Source organism: Pseudoalteromonas sp. MEBiC 03485, assembly GCF_004195145.1.
GTDB lineage: Bacteria > Pseudomonadota > Gammaproteobacteria > Enterobacterales > Alteromonadaceae > Pseudoalteromonas > Pseudoalteromonas apostichopi.
In genome coordinates this window covers 2,088,102-2,107,015 of record NZ_SGBT01000001.1, presented here as the reverse complement: position 1 = coordinate 2,107,015, position 18,914 = coordinate 2,088,102, and the positions used below count along the sequence as shown (strand labels likewise).

Below are 18,914 nucleotides of genomic sequence, written 5' to 3'. Positions count from 1 at the left end.
GTATTGCCATAGTTTCGATTAAGTAAGTACGACTATGACAGCAAAACTCTCTGTTTTAAAACCTTTGTTCCGTTTTTCATTAATATTAATGGCAGTTTTTATACTGTCGAGAATAAGCTTGCTAATATGGCAACAGCAAAGGTTAGCTGATGGCGATAGCCTAGCGGTTTTATTTGGCGGCTTAAGGGTAGACTTAAGTAGTTTAGGGTACTTGTTAGCCCTTGCCGTTTTAATGTTGATAGCTCATGTTCTTTTGCGTAGCAAAACCTCTTTATTGCAACTTATTTTTACTCTTTATAGCAGCATAGTCGTTACTTTAATCGTGGTTATTGAAGCTTCTACTCCCGCGTTTATTACCCAGTACGATGTACGACCAAATCGCTTATTCGTCGAATATCTTGATTACCCCCAAGAAGTATTTTCCATGCTATTACATGGCCACCTGTTCGCTATGATAAGCACCTTAATTATTGCAACGCTAAGCTGTGTGTTTGCGTATCGTTATATAAATGCAGCATTTAGCAAACAACAAAACGCTAAAACTGTTAGCCAAGTTGTAATACTCGTTACCACTTTATTAGTCTGCTTAATTAGCGCACGAGGCACTGTAAGCCACCGCCCTTTAAATCCTGCTTTAGTGTACTTTTCAAGTGACTCGCTGGTTAACTCGCTGGCTTTGAATTCAACGTACAGTGTGGCATTTGCTATTAAAAATATGGGCAATGAGAAAAATGCCAGTAGTTTATACGGCAACATGCCACGTAATGAGATTTTACAAACAGTAAAGCAAGCAGCCTATAAACAAAAGTTTATAACTGAGAATATTCCTACACTTTCAAGCAACACGCCTTTTAACACGGGTAAGAAAAAGAATTTAGTTATCATTTTAGAAGAAAGCTTAGGTGCACGTTTTGTTGGTGAACTAGGTGGCATTGGTGTGACTCCTGAGCTTGATAAGTTATACAAGCAAGGCTGGGGCTTTAATAACTTATACGCAACTGGCACTCGTTCTGTTCGAGGTATTGAAGCGGTAACAACTGGGTTTACTCCGTCTCCTTCACGCTCAGTGGTAAAACTATCAAAATCACAGCGTAATTTTTTCTCACTAGCTGATGTATTAGCCCGCACAGGCTACACCACTCAGTTTATTTACGGCGGTGAAAGTCATTTCGATAATATGAAAAGTTTTTTCTTAGGCAATGGCTTTAGCGATATTGTAGATATCAATGACATGCAAAACCCTGAGTTTATTTCGTCATGGGGTGCAAGCGACGAAGACTTGTTCAATCAAGCTGATAAAGAGCTAAGCGCATTAAATAAAGCAGGCAATCCTTTTTTTAGCCTTGTGTTTACTTCAAGTAACCACGATCCATTCGATATTCCAGAAGGTAAAGTAACACTACCTGAAGGCCATGACCCAGAAAACCTCAAACGTGATCTAGCAATCAAATATGCAGACTATGCACTAGGTAAATTCATAGCAAAAGCAAAAACGCAAGATTACTGGCAAGACACAGTATTTTTAGTGGTTGCAGATCATGATGTGCGAGTGTTTGGCTCAGAGCCTGTGCCGCTTAAATCTTTCCATATTCCTGCCGTGATCCTAAATAGTGGTATGGACGCAAAGCAGGATACTCGCTTAGTCAGTCAAATAGACTTACCTGTCACTTTGTTATCGCTATTAGGCGTAGACCAAGCGACACCTATGCTTGGTTATGATTTAACTAAACAATACCCAGTTGAGCGCGCCATGATGCAGTACTACGACAACTTTGCTTACGTTGAAAATGGTGAGGCAGTGATACTCATGCCAAACCAAAAGGTTAGCTATTGGCACTACGACCCAGCCACTAAAACCCAAGTAGCTATTGATAAGGCTGGCAGCAGCGTTGAACTTGCCAAAAAAGCTCTGGCTCACGTCTTATTTAGCAATTTAGCTTATACCGAACAGTTGTATCGCTTACCAAATAAATCGTAGCGATGAGGAATAATCATGAGCATGAAAATTAAACAACTCCTTATTAAAAAATGGCAAGTTAGCTACAGTCAGTTTGTGTGGCTGGTGTCGTTGTACTTGGTTATCGCATTTAATGGTCTATTTTTATTTAACATGGCTGAAGCAGCAAGCAAGCCAGAACATGTCAATTGGTTATTTATAGCAAGCGTACCGTTTTTATTATTAGCACTGACGGCAATGGTGTTAAGTTGGTTATCGTTAATCACCTTTGTAAAACCAGTGCTTTTAACAAGCATCGTAGTTTCGTCACTGTTGTTTTATGCAACCTTAAACTACGGTGTTATCTTCGATAAAAGCATGCTACAAAATATCTTAGAGACAAACTCAGGTGAGGCATTTTCATACTTAAATATACAAGTTGTCGTCTTTATTTTTGTACTTGGCGTGCTCCCCGCTTACTTGTTTTCACGTTTTAAAATTGTTGGTAACTTTCGTGTTCGTCTAAAAAACTTTGCGCTTCTCAACGTCACTGCATTTATTGCTATAGCAGCTATTGCAGTACCATTTTATAAAGATTATGCCTCTGTTGGGCGTAATAACCGTCAATTAACTAGCTATATTACCCCTTTTGCATTTTACACTGCGGGCTATAAGTATCTGCGCGATAATTATTTTTATCCGCCTTTACCATTTAAAGTACTGGATAAAACGCCGCATTTACTAGAACAGCAACAAAGTTCGCTGACAATTATGGTAGTAGGTGAAACAGCTCGTGCAGCAAACTTTTCACTGCAAGGATATAACAAGCCAACTAATCAATATACACCTAAGCTTGGCGTTAAATATTTCAGTGACGTTAGTTCATGTGGCACGGCTACGGCTATATCTGTACCTTGCATGTTCTCGCGTTTAGACCGTAATCACTATGATTCGCGCATAGCGCAAAGCCAAGAAAATGCGCTTGATATCATTCAACGAAGTGGTGTCGAAGTAACGTGGATTGATAACAATAGCAGCTGTAAAGGGGTTTGTGTGCGGGTAAACTCACAAACGGTAGAACCAACAAAGAGCAACCCACTTTGTGATGGACGCTATTGTTTTGATGAAGTACTCGTGGAAGAGTTAGCTACAAAACTTGCCAAGAGTAATGCTAAACATCAACTTGTTGTGTTACATATGATTGGTTCACATGGTCCAACTTACTATCGTCGATACCCAAAAAAAGACAGTGTATTTATGCCTGATTGTCCGCGTAGTGATATTCAAAATTGTAGCAGCGAGCAACTAACAAACACCTATGACAATACTATTGCTTATACAGACTTAGTACTCAGTAAACTTATTAATTTAATGCAAAACAGTCAGGCGGATGACAAAGCCCTGCTGTATGTTTCTGACCATGGTGAATCACTTGGAGAAAAAGGCTTGTACTTGCATGGCTTCCCATACGCATTAGCACCTAAAGAGCAAACCCAAGTGCCTATGTTGTTTTGGAGTAATAAACTAGCCGATACCCGTTTTAATCAATGTATCGAACAACAGCGTAACAACGCTTTTTCTCACGATAATATTTTTGACACCCTACTTGGTTTAACCCATGTAGACAGCACTGAATATCATCCAGAGCAAGATATCTTCAATGCTTGCTCAAAACAAAGCTAACGAAATAGAGATTTCATACTATGCAATTTGATAGCACTAACAAACCCATTGGCATTAAACGTATTCGCCTAGCATTTAAAAACTCCCAACGTGCATTCACTTGGTTAGCAAAGCATGAGTCTGCTTTTAAACAAGAGCTGATACTGTTGGTCCTTGCCATAGCAGTGGTTTTTGTATGGCAAATTAACCTGTATGAGAAAATCATGCTGCTTGTATCTGTACTATTTGTGATGTTTGCTGAAGTCGTAAATACGGCAATTGAAGCCACAATAGACCGTGTAGGCCTTGAAATTCATCCATTATCAGGCCTAGCTAAAGACTTAGGATCAGCAGCCGTACTTATTGCCCTAACAATTTGTGCGCTGGTATGGGGCGGTGTGTTTGTGAACAATCTAAGTTAACTCGCTTTTTTATCATCAGGGGTGTCATTACAAAGTGCACAGTGGCGCCCTTTTGATGAATGATATAAACGGGTTGCGATAAAAATTGCCGTGGCAATAAAAGACCAAAGTAACGCAAAGCCTAATGCGCTGAGTGTCTCGTGACCTTTCAGTATTTCCACCATAAATAATAAAATAGCCACCAGCGTGAAAACTCTAGTGGCTCTTAAAACCCAAAATTTAATACCCATAACTTACTCCTTTAAATGAGACCCCTTTAAACGAGCCTCCTTTGAAAGAATGAGTGTAGTTCAAAATAAGAAAAACACCTTATAAATCCAGAACAGGCTCAGACAATATTTGTACGTTATTTTTAAATACCTCTAACAGCCCCGGCGGTGAGTGTTCAGTACCAAGTACGGTAACATGACATACATAACGATAACCGTTATTAGTAAAGGTATAAAAATGATTTCCGCCACTGCCATCAAAGCTTAGACTGCCCCCTGTGATCACAAGGCTTGGCTCATCTTGCATAGATTGATCTATTTCCCATGCTGCATAGCGGTACTGATTATCAGCAAGCTCATCGATACGAATTAAGTGCTTTTTTGTTTGCCACGTTAATATCGGTTTTGTAAATTCACGAAGGCTTTTATGTAATGCTTGTTTTTGCTCGTCAATCAGTGCTTCGCGTCGTGCTTTTTCTGCCTCTGATTCATAAGGCACAGCCCAAATAGAGCCATCAAAGTCTAACCAAAATTTGCCTGAATCAAACATAATGCCGCGCCACCCCATCATTTCCCAGTCGTGGCGAATATTTGAATTCACGATTTTTTCGACAAACTCTTTATCAAAAATTTGCTCAAACTTTTCTATAAGCATTTGCTCATTTTCAATTGCTTGCAGAGGCGCTTTGCGCTGCAGAGGATAATGCACTCGCTTGGCGATTGCAGCTCTATCACCCGCTTTAAACGCCGCAACCACAGGTTTTACAATTTTTATATGTTTTGTTGCGGCTGTTGTTGAAAAAGAGATAAGGCAACCGAACAAAATTACCGCGAAATACTTCATATGCCTACTTTAAAATTTAAAAACCAGATTATTCAAAGCGTAACAAATTTTTGTATATACAGTACAGGTGCTATTTCATTAACAACTCAATCTCAGCGCTTTGATTACCAAGCCTATCAATTGCAATTATCTTCATTGCCTCTAATGGTCGTTGTCCATAAGAAGCTGCAACAGAGAACGTACTCTCATCACTTGAGTAAATATGATAGTGCCACTGCTGCGCATATTTTAGATAGACAAGTAACTCAGACACTTGATCTGAATCTGGGTGTGTCCAAGTCAAATGAACATCGTCACCATCATATTTAACATCAACTTTAACAGCTGCTATTACTGACGCATCTAGCCAAGGAGTTTCTGGAATTAAGGCTTGATGTTGAAATACGCCTTTAGTAATCACATCACTCATCAATTGACTGCCTTCAAGCGCTGTAACATTCCAAAAAACTGTACCGGGTGAAGTTGATAAAAACCCACGATTTATCATAATTTGATTGACGACCTCATCAACACCAGCCTCATCAAATGAACGCAATGCATTAATGCCAGGCCATAAATGTCGCCCATGAGTGTTTTGTGATTGCCACCAGCTTAATAAGAGCGGGTAGCTTTGTGCATATTGATTAATTGGCCAATAAAGTTGCGGTGAAAAATAATCAAGCCAGCCTTCGTTAAGCCACAGCTTTGCATCAGCAAACAAGGTGTCATATTGATCCATACCACGAATAGTTTCAGGTTCATCAGGCCTATATATACCAAATGGGCTTATCCCAACAAGAACATGAGGCTTTGTTTGTTTAACTAATTTGTATAAGCTTTTCACAAAATGATTTACTGCTTCACGGCGCCAATCACCGATAGATAACTCACCACCTGCTTCTAAATACTGACTGTATTGTTTAGCATCAGGAAAACCTTCATCGTTATTGTAAGAAGGATATGGGTAAAAGTAGTCATCATAGTGAATACCATCTAAATCATAGTTTTCTACAAGTTCCGTTAATACACTTAAAGTATGCGACACTACAGCTTGATCTGTAGGCAAAAACCAATAGGTCTCATTTTTTAGTTTCACTACTTTATCCGTCATTTTTTCAACAACTGAATGCTCTGAAACGGGGCCTCCAATGTGATGATGAGCGCGGTATGGGTTTATCCATGCATGTAACTTTAAGCCTCGTTTATGTGCTTGTTCTATCCAAAATTTTAAAGGATCATAAAACGGTTCAGGTGCTTTTCCCTGCTTTCCAGTAAGATAATAAGACCATGGTTCATTCGTACTTTTATATAAACTGTCTGCTTGCGGTCTAACCTGAAAAATAACGGTATTGAAGTTATGTTGTTTTAGTAAATTAAGGATTTTAATTGCTTGTTGTTTTTGCTCAGCAACAGATAATCCAGGCTCTGATGGCCAATTAATGTTTGCAACGGTTGCTACCCATGCAGCACGAAACTCTCTTGCAACCTGAGGTTGCTGGATAGTGCCAAAAAACTGCTTTTCAATGTTCGTAGCCTCTTGTTTTTGCATAAAAACACACGCATTCAAAGCAAAGCAGATGAACAATAATAATAAATGTTTAAAATACACTGTATACCTCACAAAAAAGGCACAACAAAAACTTGTTGTGCCTACATGAATCTAATTCAAATAAGAAAATTAGAACTTCATTTGCGCGCCGACCAAGAAACGACGACCATAATCATGAATAGCTAAAGGGCGATTAGCATCTGGCATACCGGTGCTATTACCTGAAGTCGCTTTTTGCTCTTCATTTGTTAAGTTAATAGCTTGGAAAATAAGATTAAAATCTTCAGAAACATTGTAGCTTATATTCAAATCATACTGACCAAAACCATCTTTATACTGATTTAAACCAAGGTAATTTGTATAAAAATATTCTGAACGATAGGTATAAGAAACACGCGCACTGAAAGCTGTATTTTCGTAGTAAACAGTCGCGTTGAAGGTATCTTCTGAATTGTTAGGTAACACAGCCTCTTCACCCGCAGCTTTTTGCTCTGCAGTTTGCTCTAGCTCAGCATCTGAATAAGTGTAGTTCGTTTGAATGCCGAACCCATACATTAGCTTTTGCGTGTAGTTCACTTCAAAGCCGGAATTCTCACCACCTAGCCCGTTTTGCGGTTGAGTCACTAAGAAATCACGAACCTCTTCAACGCCAGTATCAGGGTCTGTCCATGTCCACTGCTTTTCAATAGTGGTATTGGTAATATACGAATCAATGTCTTTATAAAAATAAGCTAATGACAATATTGATGACTCATTAAAGTACCACTCAGCTGATAAATCATATTGAGTTGAACGATAAGGTTTTAAATCTGGATTGCCTTGTGAGCCTTTACAACCTGTTGCCGCTGCACAGTAGCCACTTTTACGCGCTGATAAAAAATCGTAGTCAGGACGAGACATTACTTTAGCTGCAGCAAAGCGAAGCACAACATCATCCGTAAAGTCATAGTTAATATTTACACTTGGTAAAAAGTCATCGTAGCTATTTGAACTATACACATCTTGAATATTTTCAGGCGCAAAACTACGTCCTGTGTATTCAACTGAACGAGAGTCAAGCTCTGTTTTAACTGCACGTACGCCCATATTACCGCGCCACTTATTGTGCTCGAACACAGCTTTGAGGTATCCAGCCGTAACGGTTTCTTCTAGATCGAAGGTGTAGTCAAGGTGCTCATAAGGACCTGAAGTAGGACTTGTTGATGAAATCCAGTCTGCATATTGGTTATTATCAAACTGCCATAAAATGCCGTCACTAGCAGAATCACTTGCAAACATACCCAAATTAAAATTTTCACCTGCTGCTGAGACTTTTGGATAATTGGCTTTCATTAAACTGGCGGCTTTTGTATGCTCACGGTATTTTACACCCGCTTTAATTGCAGTGAAAAAACCAGTATCTAATAAATATTCAACATCAAATTGTGCATAAAGCTCATCAGAATCGTTGAATATATCATTTTTATGGTTGTAATCTAATCGATAATCTTCAGGGCTTAAATCTGCAGATAAAGTTACATCAGGCGTGCCGTTTTCTAATGTAAATGATGCATTTGTATTGGCGTAATACTCAGAATACACATCACTCACCTCACCATCCGCTTTACTATAACCAAATTGACCTGTAAGAGTGTAATCATCGGCTTTAAGAGTCACTTTTAAGTCATGCGCTTGAGTTTTAAATTCACCGCGATATCCCGCATTACCATAATAACCCAAGTTATTGTGTGCTGGTAAATCACCTGCGACAACCGTACCATCAACAATCACTGGGTTCTCAATATTAGCAATATTCTGTAAGATAAAACCGCTTGAATACGTGCCATATGATTCATGTTCTGACTTTGAATATAAGTTATTGAAAACAAATTCAAGATTATCATTAGCTGCGTATTGGAATGTCGCTGTTGCGGTATCTAAATCACTATCACTTGCGTAGCGGTTGTAACCCACTGCCCCTGGATAAAATTCTGCATTCCCATCTTGGTTGGCATCTGTGCTGCGATATCCAAAACGTACTTCTTTACTATCACGCTGCGTTGCCGTTTCTTTGTGGACAAAACCAACATTAAACCCAAAGTCTTGGGCTTCATTTTTCCATGAATATAAACCAGACACGTATGGCTTAGTTTCGTCTGCGTTTTCAAAATGAAATGCTTTTACTGAAAGCGCAGCATAGTTAGCTTCACTATCAAGCGGTTTACGTGTTTTTACTACAACAGTGCCGCCAATTGAACCCTCATCAATGTCAGCTTCAGCAGACTTATAAACCTCTAGAGTATCGACCATTTCTGCTGGTAATAATGAGTAATTAAAACCACGCGACGGGCGTGTAATTGATGCCGAAGCCGTTGCAGAAGCCACATTTTGGCCATTTAACAGCGTTATATTTAAATGAGGTGCTGTACCACGAATACTCACTCGATCACTTTCACCGCCTAAGTCTTTCTCTACTTGCACGCCTGGAATACGCTGTAGTGCATCAGCAACTGTTTGATCAGGAAATTTACCGATGTCTTCGGCAGAAACCGCATCAACAACGCTGTTTGAAAAACGTTTCATGTTGATACTTTTCTCAACTGACGCCGCATAGCCGCGTACTTCGATCTGCTCTATATCCTCTTTTGTAATTTTATTTTTTCCATCTTCTTGAGCAGCTGCAAAGGCAGTCGTACATGTTCCTAACACAAGTGTTGGGAGCAATGCTTTTTTAATACAAACAGTTAGCGTGGAGAATTTTTTATTCATGGAAATGTAACCCTATCGTTTTTAAAAAGTGAGAGATTTTGTGACTACAAACTACATAAATGCTCTTTTGAACAACAACTGGTAACAACTTTATTGCTACATTGCGGCTACAATAGTAGCAACGCCGCACAAAATCAAGATATTTTATTCTTGATTAATATGCAAATTAAAATATAAAATTCCTAAAAAACATCCAAAAAAACACCCTAAAAAAGGCAATAAAAATACCCCATTAAAATCAATTACTTGAATTTACAATAAAAACATGCACTTACAATTAAGCTGGTACCTAAAAAGCATTATTTAAAGAAAGAATTATTCTAACAAAAAATCAAACACAACATTGACACTTGCTCTGAAGGTAATCGATTCTTGTAAATACTTACCTTCTGGGACTGCATTAATACGTGAGCCCGTTACCAAGATTTGTTCAATATTGTTATTGCTATCATAGCCGAAGTGACTACCTACCTCTTGCGATTGAATACTATACACTCGACCAAGTTTCGCTTCGAATGCGCTAGCAAGGCTGCTCCCCTGTTGTTTGGCATTCACTACTGCCTTATTCAGAGCGACTTGCTCGTAGTCTGAGGCTTTCGTTGATAAAAGTTGAATTTGCTCGATTTGATTGACACCCACTTTAAGAGCAAAGTTTAAGAAACCATCCAAAAGAGAGAGTTGTTTAAGGCTGACTTTGAGCTTACGCGTGGCTCGAAAACCATCTTTAGCTAGGTTATCGTTTTCGTCATAACGCATATTGGGCTCAACAAATATCCGCCCCGCAGAGATACTTTTTTCGTCTATAGAAAAATTGCTTAATCCCGCAAGAAGTTTGTTCACTTGCGTATCGACTTGCTGCTTCGCTTGCAAACTTTCAGCTTTTACAGATTCAAACTCTAACGTGATATTAGCCATATCGGGAGCAGTACGCACAACAGCCTCACCTTTAACAACGATGTGGCGATTATCTGGTAAACTCGTTCAGCCATCACAGAACTGGTACATAAAACCAATAGTAACAAAGATTTAAGCATCATAATCTCTCCCTAGAAAAAGTTATGATGCCTTGCTACGGTATGAAAGTATAGTAATACTATGCTTTAATGAAGTGTAAAAAAACCAAAGTTAGCAAGTCTGCACTCGCTACCGCATCGAAGTTAAGATGAGAGGAAATAAAATCTAAGCAGCTTTAGCTCGCCATCGCATTGTCGACGTAATCTTCGACCATATCTGCAAAATCTTGGTCAACAATGCCAAGTTCAGATAAGCATTGCTCTTTAATTTTAAACCACTCGCTTGAATACTGTTGGTGGCGCGCATAGTCCACAGCACTCTCTGCGCACTTTAAAATGGCATACGCCATACGCTGCTGCTCATCATTGCTTTGCTCTAAAAAGTGCGTGTTGTGATGATTTAAAATAACGTGACATAGTGGCTTAGGTAGGTGCCATGATACAGAAATAAAGTAGCCAATCACCGCATGGTCACACTGATAACGTGCTTGTTCAAGGTCTGTAATTGCGAGCTCTTTGGCTAGGTTTGCTTGCTTGAGTACCTCAACATAATCTCTAAATTTTAATGCCATGGCAGCAATACCTACATTATGAAAAAGCCCTAATGAATAAAGCTCATCCACTGGCATTAAAGACTTATAACGATTACCCAGCAACACACAGGCATTTGCAACTTCAACCGATTCATCCCAAAAGCGCTCTAAGCTAATACAAGCATTGCCTTTAAAGTTTTGCTTTAGGAGAGCCAAAGTTACCAGCCGATTAAGCTGATCTAACCCTAAAAACATCGCCGCTTGGCGTATATCACTTATGGTGCGTTGTAAGCCAAACACGGGGCTGTTGATTGTTTTTAATAATAAGGCCGAAAGGCTAATGTCACGTGATATTAAATTGGCTACTTTATCTAAGCTTGCATCAGATTTTTGCATTTCTTCGGCAATTTGGCTCAATAGCTCAGGTTTAGGTGGAATATGAAAACCGCGTTCGAGTGAAACTAGGTGTTGTTCATCTAAGTTGATCATTTGCCCAAGAGCCTCCGTTAATAAGCAACGAGCAATTTAATAGTTTAGATGTGTAAAATAACCTAAGAAGTTTGCCTTAGTATTGTTTGAGATCAATGTGTTGCGAAGAAAGGGAATTAATTCATAAAAAGCTAACACGGCATATTATGACACGTTGCTATAATATGCCGTCTTTTTGAAGGTTTGCGGTTTGCTTAGTGAGCAAGTACGCTTAGCCACTCATCAGGGTTTGCTAAAATGAACTCAAATACATCCTTGTTATTTAGAGTAATGCGAATTCCATCTGCTGTGATTGGCAAAATACCCGCACCTTTACCTGAACACTTATCAACGTTATTGATTTGCGCTCGTGAAAATCTGTATGGGCCTAAGCCTAACTCTTTATTAAACGGTTCAAAAACAATGTCTTGTTCAGTAACTAAAAGCTTACCATCCGCTTTTGCGACACCCGATTGAATAGTTGCTGCTGATTCTTTGACTGTGTGTGCGTGCATATCCTTTACTCCACTTAACAAATGAGTGTTAGCCTACACTCAATTAAACCTTAAAATAGCGTACCAACTTAAGATACAACAAGTACGAAAAAAGTACAGTTAAATCAATTAATTTCAAATCATTATTTTACAAAGGGCTTTTGAACACGTTAGATTACTTTTCCTTTGTATAGGACTTTTAATATTTTCATAAAAAAGCCGTCACAGCTTTTACCCTTTCTTATGTGAACAAATAAAAATGCGCTATGCTTAGAATAACAACAGGATAGGTGCCGTAAACTGATGATAAAAGCGTTGCAGCAAACTAAAAACAAGTTAAAAGTAAATGCCATTATCATGATTGCATTAGTAGCTTCACTTACTGTTACCTCTTTATTCTTTTACAGAAATGTTGACTCACAATGGCATGACTATTCAAAAACCGCCGCTAACATTTATGTACTTCACGACAAGCTAATTCAAAAACTCGGTTATGGTGGCTTTATTCACCATTTTAAAAACCTAGTACTAAGAAAAAATACAGATCTATACCTACCGCCCATTGAAAATGAACTCCGCGAAATAAAAGAGATCTTTGCCAAACTTGGCGCAATAAAAGAATACGATCAAACAGCACTTATTGACGTTAAAAAAACGGTTAATGAGTATAAAAATAATCTCGACATTGTTTTAAAAATGATTGCTGATGGCGCAACTAGCGAGCAAATAGATTCCAAAGTTAAAGTAGATGATACAGAGGCATTGAAGGCACTTGCCGCGTTCGAGCAACATATAAACTTAACACTTAAAGAAAAAAGTATCGCAATTGATGAAAACTTCCAAATTGCTTATACCGTTCATGTTTTAACAATTATATTGCTCACCAGCATATTGCTTATTTACTTTAGAAAGCTTTCAAACTCTTATAAACAACAGATTGAGCTTACTGAACGTGCCTTAGAAGGCACAAGAATAAAATCAGAATTTTTAGCTAATATGAGTCATGAAATACGCACTCCACTTAATGGCATAATGGGGCTATTACAAATTTTGCAGCCGAACATTCAAAAACCGAAAAATATTGAAGTTGTTGCTAAGGCGCTGTTTTCTTGTCGGTCACTCCTTACCATTATCAACGATATTTTAGACTTTTCGAAAATGGAGGCGAACGAGCTTTCGATTGAGCAGGTGGATTTTTCGATGTCGAAGGTCGTTGAGTCGATCAATTCTGATTTTCTGCCGCTTTGTAACGAAAAAGCAATTGAATTAAACATAGATATAGACGATGACGTTGAAGATTTATGGATAGGAGACCCAGTTCGGGTTCGACAAATTATTTTAAACCTGGTTTCTAACGCCGTTAAATTTACCGAGCAAGGTGGCGTGCAAATAAAGGTTAATAAATCTTCGCAAAGCCAAAAGCAAGGTGTTGAGATAGAAGTGATTGATACCGGCATTGGTATGAATAAAGAGGGGTTAATGCATCTATTTAACCGTTTTCAGCAAGCCGATAACAGCATAACGCGGCGTTTTGGCGGTACAGGGTTGGGTATGTCGATCACCGCGAATCTCGTTAAACGGATGCATGGCCGTATTGATGTAGACAGCGCACTCGGTAAAGGCACCCATTTCACGGTTTATTTACCGCTCAAAGTATCTGAAAAGCAACACTTAAATGATAGCTTTACTGATGTAACCGCACCTGATTTATCGGCTAAAACCTTATTAATTGCTGAAGATAACCCACTCAATACTATGATCATCAAATCGATGCTTGCAGAAACCAACGCAGAACTTCACTTTGCAAAAGATGGTGCTGAAGCTGTCGAGCTATTTAAACAACTCAACCCCATTTTAGTTTTGATGGATATACAAATGCCAAATATGGGAGGGATCGAAGCTTGCTCCCATATTCGTAGTATTGATAAAGAGATTCCCGTTGTTGCCTTGACTGCCAACGTGATGAAAGAAAATATAATCGAATACATGAACTGTGGTTTTAATGGCCACGTAGGCAAACCCATTGAAAAGCATTTACTATTTAAAGCGCTGCATGATGCAATTGCAGTTAGCCGCGATGAGCTCATTGACTAAGCTTTTATAGTACAGCGATAACCCTCTGATTTTTAATTTCTTATAAATATACCAATTTTTTAAAGCGTAACTTATTACATATTTTCAATGAGTTATATTTGTAGATTACTACTAACTCCCTCTCTTATAGCGCTGTACAAATATCATTCGATATTAATTGACTTAGCTAAAAAGATCCCCCATAGTCGAAAAAACCATCAGTACACATTAGACCAAATTATAAAACCAAGTAGCAAACTAATTGCTATAAACAAAAATGTGGAGGAGATGCGTTATGAACCGTAAGTCAAAATTAATCTACCGTATTATGTTGGCCTCTAAGCTTCATAGCCGTAATAAAGAGATATCACTCGATACATTAAAACAAGGCTGTTGTCTAAGTGACTCTGAATTACTAACCATTTTAAAAGAGCTAGAAATTAAAAAACTGATCAGCTGGGATGCCAGTAAATCTGCTTTTATGATTTCAGCCTAGCTCAGCATATTTAAACGACAGCTTGGCTATGCATTGCTGTCGTTTTAACATATACCCGACCCTGTTTAATCATTTAAGTTTTTACCTTCCTAGCCCTTTAAATACACTTTTGAAAGATGAACTTAATCGATTACGTAAATATACTGTGAATACGTATGTACAAATTTGTTACACACAAACCTTGGGTATATATTTATCAGACTGTTTGTTAGTACACACAATTTAAATTGACAACAAGGTCTGACATGAATTCACTTCTTACCAAAAGCTTGCTTATATTTACACTGAGCTTACTCGCTGCATGTTCACAAACCACAAGTACAAAAAGTGCCTATGAACCAGAAGCCTATGTAAAAATAACTCATCCTGAATGGTCAAAAAATGCGGTACTTTATCAATTAAATACTCGCCAATTTACTCCAGAAGGAACCTTTATTGCAGCACAGCAACAGCTGCCTCGCTTAAAAGCATTAGGTGTAGATATTATTTGGCTCATGCCCATTAACCCTATTGGCGAAGAAAATCGCAAGGGCAGTTTAGGTAGCCCTTATTCTGTAAAAGATTACCGTAAAGTAAACCCTGAATTTGGCACATTGAATGATCTAAAAGCCTTTGTTGATAAAGCTCATGAAATGGGTATGTATGTTATTTTAGATTGGGTAGCGAATCACAGTGCCTGGGATAATTGGCTTCGCTATGAGCACCCTGATTGGTACGAGCGTGATTATCAAGGAAACTTTAGGCCAACGCCTTGGTGGGATTGGTCTGACATTATCGATTTTGATTATTCAAAGCCAGCGCTGCGTAAGTATATGACTGAATCAATGAAATACTGGGTAAAAGAAGTAGGTATTGATGGCTATCGCTGTGATGTGGCAGGCTTTGTACCCGTCGACTTTTGGAATAACGTTCGCCGTGAGCTGGATGAAATAAAGCCTGTTTTAATGCTGGCTGAGTGGGAATCTCGTGATTTACATGCTAAAGCATTCGATATGACTTACGCTTGGTCATGGTCTAAGCATATGCATAATATCGTAAATGCTCATGCCGATGTCAGCGCTCTCTTCCTTTATTATTCATGGAATGAAAGTGCATTCCCGGCCGAGGCGTACCGCCTTGTAGGTGTTGCAAATCACGACACCAATGCATGGGAAGGCACCATGTTCGAAAACTACGGCGATGCACTTGAAGCTGTAATTACACTTTCTGTGATTGGCGAAGGTTTCCCGATGATTTATAACGGACAAGAAGCTGGCAACGATAAACGACTCGCCTTTTTCGAACGCGATCCAATAAAGTGGCAAAAGCACCCTATCGGTGATTTATACCAATCGCTATTTGCACTCAAACATAACAATGAAGCCCTGTGGAATGGTCAATTTGGCGGCCGCATGGTACATGTACCAAACACCGCACCTAAGCAGGTGCTTAGCTTTGTTCGTGCAAAAGGAAACGATAAAGTATTTGCCGTATTCAATCTTTCAAAAGAGCCTAAAACTGTCAGCTTTAAAGAGCCGTTGTTTACAGGAAAATATAAAGAAGTACTTTCTAAAGAAATAGTTGAGTTTACTGAAAGCTCAACACTAACCCTGCCTGCTTGGGAGTTTAAAGTATTCGCGAAATAACAATTTTGAGTGCACTTAAGAGAGCATGAATTCCTTTATCAATTCTTATAAAAAAAGGTGCTACTGCTGCACCTTTTTTTATTTTTAAGTATAGAAATAGTTTAGTAAAAGCAATGGCGCTAATACGACTGTCTAACGCTAGATTAGGCCAGTTATCTACTATTTTTTTCATTTCTAGAGCGAGTAACCACCGCGCAAAATTGATACTTTTTTATTAATAAATTTTCATTTCATACTACTCATCTTTAAAGTTTGAAAATTTCAATATTTTAAATAAACATAGTAATTTCATAACCTTAAGAATTTAGCGGTTTAGTAATTTAATCGTTTAGTAATTTAATATTTTTAATGGTTTTAATACTTTTAATAATTATTGATATGACAATTAAACCAAGTACCATATTTGGATACGGAGGATAAGATGAAATCAGAACACTCAGGAACCAGCCAAGCTCCAATCAAAAACAAACCTCTTATTTTTGATTACGGAAGCCTGACTATTTATGGAAAAAAATACAGAGTCAGCCCTGCCACATTTAGGGTTTTTGAGGTTCTTTATCGGAATATTGGAAAAACAGTTAATAGGTACGAATTACTAAGGATTGGTTGGCCAGAACAGAAAGCTGTTATTGGCAATGTAAATGTTTCAATTTATCAGTTAAGAATTATCTTGAATGACACCAGCTACATTATTGAAAGTGTGAGAGGAGTCGGTTTCAAGTTAATAAATATAAGGAGAGAATAAAATGAACGTATTGGACAAAAATATAGATGAGTCTATTGTTAACTTAATACTTGTTATTGACTCTTTACCACGTCTCAACTTCGCGAGAAATAACCGAGCATCTATTTCAGAGCTCTCCAGCAAACTACTTCTCGCAGGCCTAGATAACACATCACTTGAAGACAAAATAAACTTTATTAAGCTCAGCTCTACTTTTCTTAATGATGCAATGCATCATAACGACACTGAAGAAAAAGCATTAAATAGAGAAGAAATTGATTACATAAACTATGTAACAAGTAACTAAAATGATAATACTCAAAAAAAACAAATTAAGAATTATCAATCATTCTTTAGCACTTTCGTTGTTAACATTGGTGCTGTTTTACGTCGACTTTAAGCTCTTCATTTTGAGCCTGACATTCTTAATTTTATTCATCGTTTTCTGTTTCATTTCAAGATTAGAAAAGTATAGACAAGGGCTATACTTTTCATTCTTATCATTTGAATCTTACATTAATTCTGAAAGAGTTCTTGAAAGAAGGTTACCTTTCTATACTTACTATTGGGACAATAAAGCATTCCCAATTCACTTAAGTTTTAGGGAGCATTAAGGCGCTCACTATACACCTGCCTAACACCCATTGTGCCACCATTGAACATGCATAAATACAAGCAGCAGTTTGACCTATTTTAAGAACTCTAGACTCCTCACTTATCAAAAACCATACAAAAATTAAGTCTGTCAAATTGCACTGCAAGCCTAACGAACCGCATTAAGGCATAAGCAACAATACCATCCAAATTCTATTGCACATAAACACGGCACCGCGTCTTGGACTGAAAAAGCCAAGTATCTAGAGCAATTAAAATAAAATCAGATAAATATTGGATTACAACAGAGTATTAAAACTTGAAAAAGATAATGAAAATAAAGAAAGTCACCCAAGTAGGATTTTGGGTGGCAGTCTTACCAGCCGCATCTCGGCACACACGTCACACGCTGTGGCTGCTCCCTTCCGGGCCTGACCAGGTTCACCTGCTAGTGTTGCGAGAGGACCAATAAGACTACCATTGAGGGCCTTGTTTGGCGCGGGAGGGATTATCTCTACTTTTAGCCTGTTATTCAAGGGGTATTCGAAAAAGAAAGTGCGATTGCATACTTGGTATACAATCACACTGTATTTAGAGGGGTAATTACTTACTTTTCAAGTTCAGCTTTTATGTTACGTAAAGCTGCTTTCACTTTTTTCATATTTTCTGGCCCCATGCGTAGCAATTGTTTTTGCGCATCAGGAAGATTTTCCCATTCAGAGTATGCGTATTGATAAGTGACTGAGTTACGAACTAGTGGCATATCACCTTTTGGATCTGGCGTATCTAGAAGCACATCAATAGCTTCTTCTAAAGTCCCAGTAAATGCATCACCTTCGTAGCCAATTTCTGCATAAGCTTCGTTAATCAGTGGCTTGTATTCGTCATACATACGTATAACTTGTGCAGCACTTAAACTAGTAAATAGTTTTACGTAAGGCGTGTAACGCTCATAGCTATTTGGATCGATTGTTAAAATATCCCCTTCTATGACTTTGAACGACTCCTTAGGGCGCTCAACAGGAGCATGACTTAATGCTACTTTACCTTTTGCAATGTTATCAACATACACAACACCACGACGAATAAGATCATCAGTCACCATTAAACTCATCACTTGGTCACTTAGTAATTCATCCATGCGAGCAACAACAACTTCATCACTTTCATTTAAGGTTGGTAATGGCTTAACTTCAGGAACTGGCTCAGGAGTGCGCTCTGGAGCTGTATCTACTACAACAGGCTCTGGTTCAGGGTTTGTAACTTCTGGTTCTGACTCTGCTTCTGGTTCTTGATATTCCACAACAGGTACTTCTTCAGTAACAATGTCTTCAACAACTTGAACTGGTTTATCTTCAGGCTTTAATAAAATAAACGCTGCTACACCAGCGATAAGGATAAGAATAACAACCGCAAAAATGAGGTTATTATTTGATGAACCTTTTTGTACTTCAGGTTCTGACGAATGCTCCGACATAGACACTCCCTTAAAAATAAAACAGATAAAAATACGAAAAAACCATTTAGCCTTGAGCTAATCTTTGC

At 38.3% G+C, this 18,914-nt stretch carries 16 protein-coding genes and 1 other RNA gene; 8 read left to right on the top strand and 9 right to left on the bottom strand.

Annotated elements, in window-relative coordinates:
- Positions 1 to 34: 34 nt before the first annotated feature.
- The 3 genes from EVU92_RS09670 to EVU92_RS09660 are packed head-to-tail and all read left to right on the top strand — an operon-like array spanning position 35 to position 4,020.
- Positions 35 to 1,978 carry an LTA synthase family protein gene (locus EVU92_RS09670; protein ID WP_130051052.1) on the top strand — a complete coding sequence of 648 codons (1,944 nt, stop codon included), beginning with the start codon at positions 35 to 37 and terminating at the stop codon, positions 1,976 to 1,978.
- A gap of 15 nt (positions 1,979 to 1,993) precedes the next feature.
- Entirely contained in the window at positions 1,994 to 3,619 is a 1,626-nt protein-coding gene (locus EVU92_RS09665) for a phosphoethanolamine--lipid A transferase (protein WP_130051051.1), read from the top strand.
- A 20-nt stretch (positions 3,620 to 3,639) separates the two neighbouring features.
- Positions 3,640 to 4,020: a diacylglycerol kinase gene (locus EVU92_RS09660; RefSeq protein WP_130051050.1), complete on the top strand. Its 381-nt coding sequence runs from the start codon at positions 3,640 to 3,642 to the stop codon at positions 4,018 to 4,020.
- Here the strand turns inward: EVU92_RS09660 and EVU92_RS09655 are convergent.
- The 7 genes from EVU92_RS09655 to EVU92_RS09625 form a co-directional block, all read right to left on the bottom strand.
- Positions 4,017 to 4,250, bottom strand: coding sequence for a hypothetical protein (locus EVU92_RS09655; protein WP_130051049.1), 234 nt, complete (start codon positions 4,248 to 4,250; stop codon positions 4,017 to 4,019). The genes EVU92_RS09660 and EVU92_RS09655 overlap by 4 nt on opposite strands.
- A gap of 79 nt (positions 4,251 to 4,329) precedes the next feature.
- On the bottom strand, positions 4,330 to 5,073 hold the full coding sequence (locus tag EVU92_RS09650; protein WP_130051048.1) for a hypothetical protein: 744 nt from the start codon (positions 5,071 to 5,073) through the stop codon (positions 4,330 to 4,332).
- Positions 5,074 to 5,143: 70 nt separating this feature from the next.
- Positions 5,144 to 6,601, bottom strand: a complete 1,458-nt coding sequence (locus EVU92_RS09645; RefSeq protein WP_130051047.1) for a family 10 glycosylhydrolase — start codon at positions 6,599 to 6,601, stop codon at positions 5,144 to 5,146.
- 129 nt (positions 6,602 to 6,730) lie between these two features.
- Entirely contained in the window at positions 6,731 to 9,349 is a 2,619-nt protein-coding gene (locus tag EVU92_RS09640; protein WP_130051046.1) for a TonB-dependent receptor, read from the bottom strand.
- 315 nt (positions 9,350 to 9,664) lie between these two features.
- Complete coding sequence (locus EVU92_RS09635) at positions 9,665 to 10,306, bottom strand: SIMPL domain-containing protein (RefSeq protein ID WP_276319788.1); 642 nt, start codon at positions 10,304 to 10,306, stop codon at positions 9,665 to 9,667.
- Positions 10,307 to 10,538: 232 nt separating this feature from the next.
- Positions 10,539 to 11,384, bottom strand: a complete 846-nt coding sequence (locus EVU92_RS09630) for an HDOD domain-containing protein (protein ID WP_130051044.1) — start codon at positions 11,382 to 11,384, stop codon at positions 10,539 to 10,541.
- Between the two features lie 194 nt (positions 11,385 to 11,578).
- Complete coding sequence (locus tag EVU92_RS09625; RefSeq protein WP_130051043.1) at positions 11,579 to 11,878, bottom strand: hypothetical protein; 300 nt, start codon at positions 11,876 to 11,878, stop codon at positions 11,579 to 11,581.
- Between the two features lie 282 nt (positions 11,879 to 12,160).
- Between EVU92_RS09625 and EVU92_RS09620 the strand changes: the two genes are divergently transcribed.
- The 5 genes from EVU92_RS09620 to EVU92_RS09600 all read left to right on the top strand — a co-directional run bounded on the left by EVU92_RS09620 (position 12,161) and on the right by EVU92_RS09600 (position 17,082).
- On the top strand, positions 12,161 to 13,951 hold the full coding sequence (locus EVU92_RS09620; protein ID WP_130051042.1) for an ATP-binding protein: 1,791 nt from the start codon (positions 12,161 to 12,163) through the stop codon (positions 13,949 to 13,951).
- 274 nt (positions 13,952 to 14,225) lie between these two features.
- Positions 14,226 to 14,426, top strand: a complete 201-nt coding sequence (locus EVU92_RS09615) for a hypothetical protein (protein ID WP_130051041.1) — start codon at positions 14,226 to 14,228, stop codon at positions 14,424 to 14,426.
- 245 nt (positions 14,427 to 14,671) lie between these two features.
- Entirely contained in the window at positions 14,672 to 16,051 is a 1,380-nt protein-coding gene (locus EVU92_RS09610) for an alpha-amylase family glycosyl hydrolase (RefSeq protein WP_130051040.1), read from the top strand.
- Between the two features lie 421 nt (positions 16,052 to 16,472).
- A complete protein-coding gene (locus EVU92_RS09605; protein ID WP_130051039.1) occupies positions 16,473 to 16,796 on the top strand; it encodes a helix-turn-helix domain-containing protein in 324 nt (107 codons plus the stop codon).
- 1 nt (position 16,797) lies between these two features.
- Positions 16,798 to 17,082: a hypothetical protein gene (locus EVU92_RS09600; RefSeq protein WP_130051038.1), complete on the top strand. Its 285-nt coding sequence runs from the start codon at positions 16,798 to 16,800 to the stop codon at positions 17,080 to 17,082.
- A gap of 661 nt (positions 17,083 to 17,743) precedes the next feature.
- Here the strand turns inward: EVU92_RS09600 and ffs are convergent.
- Positions 17,744 to 17,840: signal recognition particle sRNA small type (gene ffs, locus EVU92_RS09595), an RNA gene on the bottom strand.
- 136 nt (positions 17,841 to 17,976) lie between these two features.
- Positions 17,977 to 18,846, bottom strand: a complete 870-nt coding sequence (locus EVU92_RS09590) for a DUF3014 domain-containing protein (RefSeq protein WP_130051037.1) — start codon at positions 18,844 to 18,846, stop codon at positions 17,977 to 17,979.
- Positions 18,847 to 18,914: the final 68 nt, after the last annotated feature.

Excerpts from the sequence above, each read along its gene's own strand:
- EVU92_RS09600 (WP_130051038.1), top strand. The coding sequence starts at position 16,798 with ATGAACGTATTGGACAAAAATATAGATGAGTCTATTGTTAACTTAATA.
- EVU92_RS09610 (WP_130051040.1), top strand. The coding sequence starts at position 14,672 with ATGAATTCACTTCTTACCAAAAGCTTGCTTATATTTACACTGAGCTTA.
- EVU92_RS09640 (WP_130051046.1), bottom strand. The coding sequence starts at position 9,349 with ATGAATAAAAAATTCTCCACGCTAACTGTTTGTATTAAAAAAGCATTG.
- EVU92_RS09665 (WP_130051051.1), top strand. The coding sequence starts at position 1,994 with ATGAGCATGAAAATTAAACAACTCCTTATTAAAAAATGGCAAGTTAGC.
- EVU92_RS09630 (WP_130051044.1), bottom strand. The coding sequence starts at position 11,384 with ATGATCAACTTAGATGAACAACACCTAGTTTCACTCGAACGCGGTTTT.
- EVU92_RS09620 (WP_130051042.1), top strand. The coding sequence starts at position 12,161 with ATGATAAAAGCGTTGCAGCAAACTAAAAACAAGTTAAAAGTAAATGCC.
- EVU92_RS09615 (WP_130051041.1), top strand. The coding sequence starts at position 14,226 with ATGAACCGTAAGTCAAAATTAATCTACCGTATTATGTTGGCCTCTAAG.
- EVU92_RS09605 (WP_130051039.1), top strand. The coding sequence starts at position 16,473 with ATGAAATCAGAACACTCAGGAACCAGCCAAGCTCCAATCAAAAACAAA.
- EVU92_RS09650 (WP_130051048.1), bottom strand. The coding sequence starts at position 5,073 with ATGAAGTATTTCGCGGTAATTTTGTTCGGTTGCCTTATCTCTTTTTCA.
- EVU92_RS09655 (WP_130051049.1), bottom strand. The coding sequence starts at position 4,250 with ATGGGTATTAAATTTTGGGTTTTAAGAGCCACTAGAGTTTTCACGCTG.
- EVU92_RS09590 (WP_130051037.1), bottom strand. The coding sequence starts at position 18,846 with ATGTCGGAGCATTCGTCAGAACCTGAAGTACAAAAAGGTTCATCAAAT.
- EVU92_RS09660 (WP_130051050.1), top strand. The coding sequence starts at position 3,640 with ATGCAATTTGATAGCACTAACAAACCCATTGGCATTAAACGTATTCGC.
- EVU92_RS09670 (WP_130051052.1), top strand. The coding sequence starts at position 35 with ATGACAGCAAAACTCTCTGTTTTAAAACCTTTGTTCCGTTTTTCATTA.
- EVU92_RS09625 (WP_130051043.1), bottom strand. The coding sequence starts at position 11,878 with ATGCACGCACACACAGTCAAAGAATCAGCAGCAACTATTCAATCGGGT.
- EVU92_RS09645 (WP_130051047.1), bottom strand. The coding sequence starts at position 6,601 with ATGCAAAAACAAGAGGCTACGAACATTGAAAAGCAGTTTTTTGGCACT.